Source organism: Pseudonocardia lutea (genome assembly GCF_042658055.1).
Classification (GTDB): domain Bacteria; phylum Actinomycetota; class Actinomycetes; order Mycobacteriales; family Pseudonocardiaceae; genus Pseudonocardia; species Pseudonocardia lutea.
Map to the genome: position 1 here is coordinate 15411 of NZ_JBHSQK010000020.1, position 11324 is coordinate 26734.

An 11324-nucleotide genomic window follows, 5' to 3' on the forward strand; every position below is an offset into this window, starting at 1 on the left:
CGTCGGTTCGAACACGGCGCCCGCGACGGACGGCCGGCAACCCTGCGCCGGCCTCACCGGCCCGACCTGGCACTCACCACAGGCGAGTGCCAGCGCCGTTTTTAGCACTCGGGGTGGGCGAGTGCAACCGAGCCCGGGCCGACCCGGCCCCTGCGCGGGCCCTGCGGCAGGATGGCCGGCGTGACCGCCGCGAAACCGCCCCGCACCGTCGAGGAGCACCGGGCCGTGGTCGCGGCCCTCCTGCCGCCGACCGGCGTGGTCGTGGTGCCGCTCGCCGAGGCGCGCGGGCGGGTGCTCGCCGAGCCGGTCACCGCGGCGATCTCCCTGCCGCCCTTCGACAACTCCGCGATGGACGGCTATGCCGTCCGGGCCGCCGACGTCGCCGGGGCGAGCGAGGCGGCCCCCGTCGCCCTGCCCGTCGCCACCGACATCCCCGCCGGCCGTACGGACGTGCCGGCGCTCGAGCCCGGTACCGCCGCCCGGATCATGACCGGCGCCCCCGTCCCCGCCGGCGCCGACACGGTCGTGCAGGTCGAGTTCACGGACGGCGGGACGGACACCGTCGCGATCTCGGCCGCGCCCGCGGCCGGGACCCACGTCCGGACGGTCGGCGAGGACGTCCACGAGGGCACGGTGGTGCTCGACGCCGGCACCGTCCTCGGCGCCGCGCAGATCGGCGTCGCCGCCGCCGTCGGCCGGGACTCGCTGCCCGTGCGCCGCCGGCCGCACGTCCTCGTCCTCTCCACCGGCTCCGAGCTCGTCGCGCCCGGCGAGCCGCTCGCGCCGGGGCAGATCTACGAGTCCAACGGCTCGATGCTCGCCGCCGCCGTGCGGGACGCCGGCGCCACCGCCGAGCAGCTCCGCTTCGTGCCGGACGACGTCGAGCAGTTCCGGAAGGTCCTCGCCGAGCGGATCGTCGCGGGCGTCGACCTGGTGCTGACCTCCGGCGGGGTCAGTGCGGGCGCCTACGAGGTGGTCAAGGACGCGTTGACCGGGCACGGGGTCGAGTTCGTCAGGGTCGGGATGCAGCCCGGCGGGCCGCAGGGCGCGGGCGTGGTGGAGTTCGGCGAGGTCAGCTGCCCCGTGGTGACGCTGCCGGGCAACCCGGTGAGCTCGCAGGTCTCCTTCGAGGTGTTCGTCCGGCCCGTGCTGCGACGGGCGATGGGTCATCCCTACCCCGACCGTCCCGCCGTCACGGCCCGCTCTCGGGACGCCCTCCGCTCGCCCGCCGGGCGCACGCAGTTCCGCCGCGGCACGCTCGACGCGCGGGACGGCACGGTCGGCGAGGTCGGCTCGCCCGCCTCGCACATGCTCGCCGCCCTGGCCAGGGCGGACTGCCTGTTCGTGGTCCCGGCGGAGGTCACGATGGTCGAACCGGGTGACGAGGTCGAGGTCTGGCTGCTCGACAACGGCCTGTGAGCGGCCTTTAGGGGGTACGGCGCTACCCTGTCACCCGGAAAGTGGTACGCATCACATGCGGAGGGTGCAACACTTCGCCGGTCCCGGACGTCTTACGAGGTGAGCGTTCGGCCGATCGGTGCAGATCATTCAGTTCCTCGGGGATTGATCTGGACGATCGGTCGGGTGCTGGGGATACTTTGAGCGGGGGGCGGGTAACCACCTTCCGACGCACAGGACCTACCGCCCGTCGCTGGGGAGCGGACGAGCGGTTCCAAGGCCGGGGTCGCCGTCTCGGGGGATGGCGGCCCCGGCCCTTTGCTGTCCCCGGATCCTCGCCGTTCGCCCGCCCGTCGCGCCCGCCCGGGGCGCAGGGGCCCCACCGCCACGTCCCGGGATCGCAGTAGCGTGGCGGCCGCGCCCTCCCTCCCGCACCGGCCGGGAGTCCGGGAGAAACGGCGCAGCCGACGAGGAGCCGCTGGCGACCATGGCCGCCACCACCCCCGCGACCCCGCCCCCGGGCGCCCCCGGGGGCCACCCGGAGCTGAGCCCGCCGACCGCCCCGCCTGCCACGGGCGGTGAGAACCCGCTGCTGCACGCCGCGAAGCTGGTGCGCGAGGCCGTCCCGCCGCTGCACCCCGGCGGCCGCCCGGTCATCGCCGCGGTCGCCGCCGCGGCCGGCGCGGTCCGGCTGTTGACCGGCCGGGGCACCGGCGCCGGGCTGCTGGCCACCGCCGCCACCGCCGCCTTCTTCCGCGAGCCGCGCCGCGTCCCGCCGCCGCGCCCGGGTGCGGTCCTCGCCCCCGCCGACGGCACCGTCGCGCTGATCTCCGAGGTCGTGCCGCCCGCGGAGCTGGACCTGCCGCGCGAGCCGGTCACCCGGATCAGCGTGTTCCTGTCGGTGCTCGACGTGCACGTCCAGCGCATCCCGATGCACGGCCGGATCCGGTCGGTCGAGTACCGCCCCGGCGCCTTCCTCTCCGCGGACCTGGACAAGGCCAGCGAGGACAACGAGCGCAACGCTTTGGTCCTCGAGACGCAGACCGGGCACCTCGTCGGCGTCGTGCAGATCGCCGGGCTGCTCGCCCGCCGGATCCGCTGCGACGTGCGGCCGGGCGACGAGGTGGCCGCCGGCGAGACCTACGGCCTGATCCGGTTCGGCTCGCGCGTCGACACCTACCTGCCGCCGGGCGTCGCGCCCGAGGTGTCGCTCGGCCAGCGCACCATCGGCGGCGAGACCGTGCTCGCGGACCTCGCCGTCGAGAAGGACGGCGCGGGGACGACCGGCACGGGGACGACCGGCACGACGATCGTCGGCGCGGAGAAGGACCGGCCGTGAACCCCTACCAGGCGGGCGTGCGCCTCCTACCCAACGCGGTCACCGTCCTCGCCCTGTGTGCCGGCCTCTCCGCGGTCAACTTCGCGTTGCACGGGCGGTTCGAGCTGTGCATCGCCGCGGCCGGGGCGGCCGCCCTGTGCGACGCCCTCGACGGCGGGCTGGCCCGCCTCCTCGACGCCAGCAGCCGGATCGGGCAGGAGCTGGACTCGCTGGCGGACCTGGTGTCCTTCGGTGTCGCGCCGGCGCTGGTGATCTACATCTGGGCGTTGCAGGGCACCCGGCTCGGCTGGGTCGTCGCGCTGATCTTCGCGGTGTGCATGGCGCTGCGGCTCGCCCGCTTCAACACCCTGATCGACGACGAGGACCAGCCGCCGTTCGCCAAGGAGTTCTTCGTCGGGGTCCCGGCCCCGGCGGCCGCGCTCACGGCGGGCATCCCGCTGTACCTCTTCCTGCACTTCGGCCCCGGCTGGTGGTCCTCCCCGGTCACCGTCGGGGTGTGGGCGCTGTGCACCGCGGCACTGATGGTCAGCCGGATCCCCACGCTCTCGCTGAAGACCGCGCGGGTGCAGCCGCGGTGGATCGCGCCGCTGCTGGTGCTGGTCGGGGTGGCCGCGGCGATCCTGCTGACCGCGCCGTTCCTCGGGATGGCGCTGATCGGCGTCGGCTACCTGCTGCTCATCCCGTACACCGTCTACCGCTACAAGTGGCTGGAGCGGCACCCGGAGGCGTGGGGCGTGCCGGTGCGCGAGCGTCGGGCCGTCGGGCGCACCGCCCGGTCCGCCCGCCGGCTGGGCCTACGGCCGCCGCTGCGCCGCCGGGTGGCCGGCCGGACCATGCAGGTCGCCCGGAACATGGGCGGGATGGTGCGGCGGCGCAGCGCGGAGGACCCCGTCGAGCCGTTCGGCACCGGGCCGTCGCGCCCGGTGCGGCCGATGCGCCCCCTGGGCGGCCAGTCCCGGCGCCTGCCGAGCACCGAACGCCGCCGCGGGCTGCGGCGCCGCTGAGCCCGCCCGGGTCGCCGCAGGGAGCCCGCCGGACCCGCCGGGGCGGTTCGGGCGGATCGATACGGTTACCCGGTGCCCGTGATCACGCTGGTCGCCCGCCTCGCCACCTCCGCCGTCGACGCCCGGCGCGGGGTCGTGCGGCTCCACCCCGAGGTGCTCGACGCGCTGCACCTGCGCAGCTGGGACGCCGTCACGCTGACCGGCGGCCGGGTCACCAGCGCCCTCGCCGTCGCCGGCGACCCGGCGGCCGCGCCCGGCCAGGCCCTGCTCGACGACGTCACGCTCTCCAACGCCGGCCTGACGGACGGGGCGTCCGTGGTCGTCGGGCCGGTCGCGGTGGCCCCCGCCCGGCGGGTGGTGCTCGCGGGTTCACGGCTGGTGCGCAGCGCGGTCCCGCCGGCCACGGCCCGGCTCGCGCTGCTCGGCAAGGTCCTCACCGCGGGGGACGCGGTGTCCCTGCGGCCGCAGGACATCGCCCCGCCGCCGGGGGCCGACGTGCCGCGTGCCCGCCGGGCCCTGGCCGCGGCCATCGGCGGGGCCTGGACCAGCGAGCTGGTCACGGTGTCCCAGGCCGACCCCCCCGGTCCGGTGTCCGTGCACCCGACCACCGTCGTCGGCTGGCTGGACGGGCCGACGACCGCGGACTCCCCGGCCGCCCCCTCCGCGGTTCCGCAGCCGACGAGCAGACCGTCGGCGTCGAGCACGCCCCCGCCGCCCGCCCCGCCGGCGAGCGCGGAGCCGACCGAGGCCCCGCTCCCGCTCGACGCCCTGGTCGGCAACACCGCGGCCGCCCGCCGGCTCGTCGAGTGGTTGGAGCTGACCTTCTCCCGGCCGGAGCTGCTGGTCCGGCTCGGCGGGACGCCCCGGCTCGGCGTGCTCGTGACCGGACCGGAGGGCGTCGGCAAGACGACGCTCGTGCACAGCGTCGCCGCCTCGGTCGGAGCCGGAACCGTGGAGCTGCCCGGACCCGCGATCGCGGCGCTGGAGCCCGCGTCCGCGGCTGCGCGGGTGCAGGAGCGCCTGACCCGGGCGCGCGGCGAGGCCGGCGCCGGACGGCCGGTGGTCCTGCTGGTCACGGACGTCGACGCGCTGCTGCCCGCCGCCTCGCCGCCGCCGCTCGCCACGCTGGTCCTCGACGGGCTGCGCGAGGCGATCGGCACCCCGAACCTCGCCCTCGTCGCGACGACGGCGGCACCCGAGGCCGTCGACCCGCGGCTGCGTGCCCCGGACCTGGCCGACCGCGAGCTCGGCCTCGGCCTGCCGGACGCCCCGGTGCGGGCGGACCTGCTGCGCCGGCTGCTCGCCGACGTCCCGCTGGCCGACGACGTCGACCTCGCGGACGTCGCCGCGCGGACCCCCGGCTTCGTCGTGGCCGACCTGGCGGCGGTCCGCCGGGAGGCCGCGATCACCGCGGCGCTGCGGCACGGCGCCGGGAAGCCCGCGGAGGTCCCCGCCGCGGACGTCGTCGACGAGCCCGCCCCCGGGCCGACGGACCCGGCCGAGCCGCCGGGCGCCGGGACGGACGACGCGCAGACCGACGGGGCCCGCATCGAGATGGCCGACCTGCTGGGCGCGGTGGGGTCGGTGCGGCCGATCTCCATGTCCTCCACCGGGACGCTGCAGACCGGCGGCCTCACGCTCGACCAGGTCGGCGACATGGCCGAGGTGAAGCAGGCGCTCACCGAGGCGGTGCTGTGGCCGCTGCGCTACCCGGACTCCTTCGCGCGGTTGGGTGTCGAGGCCCCGCGGGGGGTGCTGCTCTACGGGCCGCCCGGCGGCGGCAAGACCTTCCTGCTCCGGGCGCTGGCGGGATCCGGCCAGCTCAACGTGTTCTCCGTGAAGGGCGCCGAGCTGCTGGACAAGTACGTCGGCGAGTCCGAGCGCGCGGTGCGCGAGCTGTTCCGCAAGGCCTCCGACGCCGCGCCCGCGCTGGTGTTCCTCGACGAGGTCGACGCCCTCGCGCCGCGTCGCGGCGGCTCGACCGACTCCGGCGTGGCCGACCGGGTGGTGGCCGCCCTGCTCACCGAGCTCGACGGGGCCACCCCGCTGCGCGAGGTCGTGGTGGTCGGCGCGACCAACCGGCCCGAGCTGGTCGATCCCGCGCTGCTGCGCCCGGGACGGCTGGAGCGGCTGGTCTTCGTGCCGCCGCCCGACGCCGAGGCCCGCGCGGAGATCCTGCGCGCGGCGGGCCGCAACACCCCGCTGGCCACGGACGTCGACCTCGCCGCCCTCGCCGGGGAGCTCGAGGGCTACTCGGCGGCCGACTGCGCCGCGGTGCTGCGGGAGGCCGCGCTGACCGCGATGCGGGAGTCGCTCGACGCCACGGAGGTCACGGCCGCGCACCTGGACAAGGCCCGCCGCGCGGTACCGCCGAGCCTCGACCCGGTGCAGGTGGCCGAGCTCGAGGCCTACGCGGCACGCCGCGCCGCCGACTGAGGACCCGTGCTGCGGCCGGGCGCCGGAACGGCGAACGGCGCGCCCCGGAGTGGGGGCGCGCCGTGCGCTGGGGAGCGGACCGGTCCGTGGGGTGTTACTTGTTCCTGCTCTGGTAGTCCTGCGTGACGATGACGATGAGGCCCGGGCTGGCGTCCTGGATGCCCTCGAAGCGCGGCTCCGCGCGCAGCCCGTACTCCTGGGCCAGGCGGTCGGCCGAGGCCTGCTCGCCGGTGTTCGGCCGGAAGTAGACCGTGCTCGTCGGGATGACGCCGTAGGGGTAGCCGGTGGTGTCGGTGACCGTCCAGCCGCCGTTGCGGAAGTCCGACGCGGCCTGCGCGGCCAGGCCCTCGATGGTGCTGTTGTTGTAGACGCGCAGCGGCAGGGTGGGGGCGACGGCCGAACCGCCGCCGTAGCTCCCGATGCCCCCGGCTCCTCCGGCACCCGCAGCGCCCGCGGAGCCTGCCGCGTCCCCGGTTCCTCCGGTGCCCCCGACGCCGCCCACCCCGCTCGTACCTCCCGTGCCGCCCGAGCCCGCGCCCCCCGGCGCGCCGGTGCCGTTCGGCGCGAGCGCCGTCGGCGTGGCGGAGAAGGAGGGCAGCGGCACCTCGTCCGTCCCCGACCCGGGCGGGGTCGCGGGGGCGACCGAGGCGGTGGGCGGGGCGGCGGTGGAGCCGGACCCGTCGTCGTCCCCGCCGCCGGTGCCCAGCGAGACCAGCCCGATCACGGCGGCGATCACGGCGACACCGATCAGCGCGATGCCGCCGACCTTCAGCGGTGACGGTCCGGACGCGGGTGCGGTCACGTCAGTCCTCCGGTGCGGGGGCGGCGGCGGTCGGGTCGGTCACCAGGGCTCCATGCCGAGCCGGCGGGCGGCGCGGGTGCGCTGCCGGCTGGCCCGGAGCCGGCGGAGCCGCTTGACCAGGAGGGGATCGGCCGCGAGTGCCTCGGGCGTGTCGACCAGCGCGTTGAGCACCTGGTAGTACCGGGTGGCCGACATGTCGAACAGCTCGCGGATGGCCTGTTCCTTGGCCCCCTGGTACTTCCACCACTGACCCTCGAAGGCGAGGATCTCGCGCTCGCGGCGGTCCAGCTCGCGGACCGGCGGGCCGGCGGGACGGCTCGTCCCGCTGGGTTCCGTGGCGGACTCCATCACGCTCCTCGCACAGTCGCTGCGTACGTAATGACACACCTGTCATTCGCGGGCGCCATTGAACCACGGTGGACCGACGGAAACGGGGCGGACGCGCCACTCGGCGGCGTGAATCGCCGGACCGCCCGCCGCGGCGGCGGGGAGGCACCGGGAAGATCGGCGACGGACACTACTGTCGCGGTGTGGCCGTCCGTCCCATCGTCATCGTCGGCGATCCCGTCCTGCACACCCCCACCCGCCGCGTCGAGACCCACGACGACGAGCTCCGGGCGCTGGTCGCGGACATGTTCGACACCATGGCGGCGGCGCACGGGGTGGGGCTCGCGGCCAACCAGATCGGCGTCGGCCTGCGGGTGTTCGTCTACGACTGCCCGGACGAGGAGACCCGCACGATGCGCCGCGGCGTCGTCGTGAACCCGGTGCTGACCACCTCGGAGAAGCCGGAGGGCATGCCCGACCCCGACGAGGACGAGGAGGGCTGCCTCTCCGTCCCCGGCGAGCAGTACCCGACCGGCCGGGCCGAGTGGGCGAAGGTCACGGGCACGGACGAGTTCGGCGAGCCGGTCGAGGTCGAGGGCAAGGGCTTCTTCGCCCGCTGCCTGCAGCACGAGACCGACCACCTCGACGGCATCGTCTACGTGGACCGCCTCGTCGGCCGCAACCAGCGCGCCGCCAAGAAGATGCTGCGCCGCAACGGATGGGGCGAGCCCGGCCGCACCTGGGACCCCGCCACCCAGCAGGCCGAGGAGGTCTGAGGCGCCGCCGCCTCCCACGCGTCGTCGGCGCCGGCGGGCTCGAACAGCCGGGGCCGGCCGGGCGGCAGGTCCGCGCGGACCGGTCCGGAACGCGCCGCGGGTCCTTCAGCGCGTCGCACACCCGTCCGGAACGCGCCGCGGGTCCTTCACCGCGTCGCACACCCGTCGTGGCCGCGCCGCACACCCGGCAGGCTCCTCGCACATCCTGTCGACGGGGTGTGTCGGGCCGCGCGGGGTGTGGGAGCGTCGGCGAGCGCGACGTCCGTCCTGGTCGCACGGTGTCCCGCCGGCCTCGGCGGTTGAGAGGCGGCGCTTTCTGTGACCCACCGGGTCCGTCGAACGCGGGTGAAGCCCGACCCGCCTCGCACACCCGCCGGAGCGAGACACAGGGCGTCGACGGGGTGTGGCGCGCTCAGCCCGGGTGTAGGAGGGCGCTCCGACGGATGTGCGGCGCCTGGGCGACTGTGCGGCCGCCGCGGGTCGGGGTGCGACTGCGCTCCGACGGATGTGCGGCGCCTGGGCGACTGTGCGGCCGCCGCGGGTCGGGGTGCGACTGCACTCCGACGGGTGTGCCGTGCCTCGACCGGTGGGCCGCCGCGCCCGGGCGCGTGTCGGGCTCGAGGTGCCCGGGCTCGACGGGTGTGCCGGACTCGACGGGTACCCGGCTCGACGCGGGTACCGGACTCCCCGCGCCGGTCACGACCGAGGTGCGCGCTCGACGGGAGGGCCTCGGACCGTGTCGGGCTGAACGGGGTGGCGGGCTTTCCCCGCGGGCACCCCGTGAGCCGGGAACACGCGGGCCCACCACCCCGTTGAGCCTCCTGCAACGCTGTAATCAGGAGGCTCGTCATGGAGGAGCTCGACGCCTACTCCCGCACGGTCAGCGCGGTCGCCGCGGAGCTGACGCCCCGGGTCGCGGCCGTCCGGTTCGGTCGCGGCACCGGCTCGGCGGTCGTCGTCGCGCCGGGGGAGCTGCTGACGAACGCGCACGTCGTGGGCCGCTCGACCCGCGGCCGGGCCGACTTCGCCGACGGCGCCCAGGTCCCGGTCCGGGTGGCCGGCTCGGACCCGCTGTCCGATCTCGCACTCCTGCGCGCCGACGAACCGCTCCCGGAGCCCGCCCGGCTCGGCGAGGCGGACGCGCTCGTCGTCGGGCAGCTCGTGGTCGCGGTCGGGAACCCGCTCGGCCTGGCCGGGTCGGTCACGGCCGGGGTCGTCAGCGCGCTCGGCCGGGCGCTGCCCACGCGCGACGGCGCCGCGGGCCGGGTGGTGGAGGACGTCATCCAGACCGACGCCGCGCTCAACCCGGGCAACTCCGGGGGCGCGCTCGCCGACGCCCGCGGCCGCGTGGTCGGGATCAACACCGCGGTCGCCGGGACCGGCCTCGGCCTGGCCGTGCCGATCAACGCGACGACCCGCCGGATCGTCGAGACGCTGCGCCGGGAGGGCCGGGTCCGCCGTGCCTACCTCGGGGTGGTGGGAGCGCCGGCGCCGGTGCCGGCCGTGGTCGCGGACCGGTACGGCCGGCGCAACGGGCTGCGGCTCGCCGAGGTGGTCACCGGCAGCCCGGCCGACCGGGCCGGCCTGCGCCGCGGCGACCTGGTGCTCGACGTCGGCCGCACCCCGGTCGAGGACGCGCAGGGCATCCAGCGCCAGCTCTTCGGCGACGCGATCGGCCGCCCGCTGCCGGTGACCGTGCTGCGCAACGGCGCGATGGTCGACGTCGTCGCGGTACCGACCGAGCTCTAGGGAGAACCGAGCTGCAGGGAGGCGGCGACCGCCGACCTCGGCGGAAGCGGCGCCCGCCGAGCCGGAGGACATGTGAGCGGCGACCACCCGAGGGCGGCCGCCGCTCACGCGCCGGGAGTTACTTCGGGTCGAGCACGAAGACCGGGATCTGTCGGTCGGTCTTCTCCTGGTACTCCGCGTAGGACGGGTAGGCCTGCACCGCGCGCTCCCACCAGACGGCGCGCTCCTCGCCCTCGACCTCGCGGGCCACGTAGTCCTTGGTCTCGGTGCCGTCCTGGAGCGGGAACTCCGGGTGCGCCTTGATGTTGTAGTACCAGACCGGGTGCTCCGGGGCGCCGCCCTTGGAGGCCACGACCGCGTAGCTGCCCTCGTGCTCCACGCGCATCACGGGCGTGTAGCGCAGCTTCCCGGACTTCGCGCCGCGCAGCGTCAGCAGCACGACCGGGCTGCCGAGGACGTCGATGCCCTCGGTCGTCCCGGTCTCCAGGATCTTCTTCGTCTGGTCCTGAACCCAGCCCTCGGGGCTGAGCTCCACCTTCTCGTCGGCCATGCCCACCCAGAACCCGGTCCTCCGGCGAGGCATTCCGTGCACAGGGGTGAATCACGCCGGGCTACCGTCCTCCCATGCCCGAACCGTCCCTCGGCACGACCCCGCCCCGCGTCATGACGATCGCGGGGACCGACTCCGGCGGCGGCGCCGGGATCGCCGCGGACCTGCGGACCTTCGCGGCCTGCGGGGTGCACGGCTGCCTCGCCGTCTGCGCCGTCACGGTGCAGAACTCGGTCGGGGTCACGGGCGTGCACACGATCCCGCCGGAGACCGTCGCCGCGCAGATCACCGCGGTGGCGTCGGACATCGGGCTCGACGCGGCCAAGACCGGCATGCTGGCCGGCGCCGCGATCATCGAGGCGGTCGCCCGCGCGTGCGACGAGAACGGCATCGGCGCCGACGGGCGGACGCCGCTGATCATCGACCCGGTCGCCGCCTCGATGCACGGCGACCAGCTGCTGGCGGACTCCGCGCTCGACGCGTTCCGCGGCCTGCTCTTCCCGCGCGCCACGCTGGTGACCCCGAACCTCGACGAGGTGCGCCTGCTCGTCGGGATCGACGTGCACGACCGCGAGGCCCAGTACGCGGCGGCCAAGGAGCTGCACGCCCTGGGCCCGCGGGCGGTGCTGGTCAAGGGCGGGCACCTGGCCGAGGACACCGACGGCTGCGTCGACCTGTTGTTCGACGGCGAGAGCTTCACCGAGCTGCCCGGCCCGCGCTTCGACACCGGGCACACCCACGGCGGCGGCGACTCGCTGGCCGCCGCGATCGCCTCGGGCCTCGCCCGGGGGCTCGCGCTGCCCGAGGCCGTGGAGTTCGGCAAGCGCTACATCGTGGAGGCCGTGCGCCACGCCTATCCACTCGGCCAGGGGCACGGGCCCGTCTCGCCGCTGTGGGCGGTCCGTCCGTGGTGGGAGACTGTGCCATCGGTGTGAACGTCCGT

At 76.1% G+C, this 11324-nt stretch carries 10 protein-coding genes; 7 read left to right on the forward strand and 3 right to left on the reverse strand.

Features of this window, described 5'->3' with window-relative positions:
* Positions 1-171: 171 nt before the first annotated feature.
* From moeA to ACFQH9_RS10780, 4 genes are all read left to right on the forward strand, one after another.
* Positions 172-1419: a molybdopterin molybdotransferase MoeA gene (moeA, locus tag ACFQH9_RS10765; RefSeq protein ID WP_379565822.1), complete on the forward strand. Its 1248-nt coding sequence runs from the start codon at positions 172-174 to the stop codon at positions 1417-1419.
* Positions 1420-1885: 466 nt separating this feature from the next.
* Positions 1886-2737: a phosphatidylserine decarboxylase gene (locus tag ACFQH9_RS10770; protein WP_379565823.1), complete on the forward strand. Its 852-nt coding sequence runs from the start codon at positions 1886-1888 to the stop codon at positions 2735-2737.
* The gene (locus ACFQH9_RS10775) at positions 2734-3741 is read left to right on the forward strand and encodes a CDP-alcohol phosphatidyltransferase family protein (RefSeq protein ID WP_379565824.1); all 1008 of its coding nucleotides are present in this window, start codon (positions 2734-2736) and stop codon (positions 3739-3741) included. The genes ACFQH9_RS10770 and ACFQH9_RS10775 overlap by 4 nt, the downstream gene beginning before the upstream one ends.
* Positions 3742-3819: 78 nt before the next feature.
* A complete protein-coding gene (locus ACFQH9_RS10780; RefSeq protein WP_417715122.1) occupies positions 3820-6177 on the forward strand; it encodes an AAA family ATPase in 2358 nt (785 codons plus the stop codon).
* Positions 6178-6271: 94 nt separating this feature from the next.
* Here the strand turns inward: ACFQH9_RS10780 and ACFQH9_RS10785 are convergent, their stop codons facing one another.
* Together ACFQH9_RS10785 and ACFQH9_RS10790 are read right to left on the reverse strand one after the other, a co-directional pair.
* Positions 6272-6979 carry a LytR C-terminal domain-containing protein gene (locus ACFQH9_RS10785; RefSeq protein ID WP_379565826.1) on the reverse strand — a complete coding sequence of 236 codons (708 nt, stop codon included), beginning with the start codon at positions 6977-6979 and terminating at the stop codon, positions 6272-6274.
* Between the two features lie 39 nt (positions 6980-7018).
* Positions 7019-7327: a DUF3263 domain-containing protein gene (locus ACFQH9_RS10790; protein WP_379565827.1), complete on the reverse strand. Its 309-nt coding sequence runs from the start codon at positions 7325-7327 to the stop codon at positions 7019-7021.
* A 182-nt stretch (positions 7328-7509) separates the two neighbouring features.
* Here ACFQH9_RS10790 and ACFQH9_RS10795 point away from each other — a divergent pair, with 182 nt between their 5' ends.
* Entirely contained in the window at positions 7510-8082 is a 573-nt protein-coding gene (locus ACFQH9_RS10795; protein ID WP_379565828.1) for a peptide deformylase, read from the forward strand.
* 849 nt (positions 8083-8931) lie between these two features.
* Positions 8932-9831, forward strand: coding sequence for a S1C family serine protease (locus tag ACFQH9_RS10800; protein ID WP_379565829.1), 900 nt, complete (start codon positions 8932-8934; stop codon positions 9829-9831).
* Between the two features lie 118 nt (positions 9832-9949).
* Here ACFQH9_RS10800 and ACFQH9_RS10805 read toward each other — a convergent pair whose 3' ends face one another.
* Positions 9950-10381 carry a nitroreductase family deazaflavin-dependent oxidoreductase gene (locus tag ACFQH9_RS10805; RefSeq protein WP_379565830.1) on the reverse strand — a complete coding sequence of 144 codons (432 nt, stop codon included), beginning with the start codon at positions 10379-10381 and terminating at the stop codon, positions 9950-9952.
* A 74-nt stretch (positions 10382-10455) separates the two neighbouring features.
* Here ACFQH9_RS10805 and thiD point away from each other — a divergent pair, with 74 nt between their 5' ends.
* The gene (gene thiD, locus ACFQH9_RS10810; RefSeq protein WP_379565831.1) at positions 10456-11316 is read left to right on the forward strand and encodes a bifunctional hydroxymethylpyrimidine kinase/phosphomethylpyrimidine kinase; all 861 of its coding nucleotides are present in this window, start codon (positions 10456-10458) and stop codon (positions 11314-11316) included.
* The last annotated feature ends 8 nt before the right edge of the window (positions 11317-11324 follow it).

Coding starts and splice junctions, on each gene's coding strand:
- thiD (WP_379565831.1), top strand. CDS start 10,456: ATGCCCGAACCGTCCCTCGGCACGACCCCGCCCCGCGTCATGACGATC.
- ACFQH9_RS10790 (WP_379565827.1), bottom strand. CDS start 7,327: ATGGAGTCCGCCACGGAACCCAGCGGGACGAGCCGTCCCGCCGGCCCG.
- ACFQH9_RS10800 (WP_379565829.1), top strand. CDS start 8,932: ATGGAGGAGCTCGACGCCTACTCCCGCACGGTCAGCGCGGTCGCCGCG.
- ACFQH9_RS10805 (WP_379565830.1), bottom strand. CDS start 10,381: ATGGCCGACGAGAAGGTGGAGCTCAGCCCCGAGGGCTGGGTTCAGGAC.
- moeA (WP_379565822.1), top strand. CDS start 172: ATGGCCGGCGTGACCGCCGCGAAACCGCCCCGCACCGTCGAGGAGCAC.
- ACFQH9_RS10770 (WP_379565823.1), top strand. CDS start 1,886: ATGGCCGCCACCACCCCCGCGACCCCGCCCCCGGGCGCCCCCGGGGGC.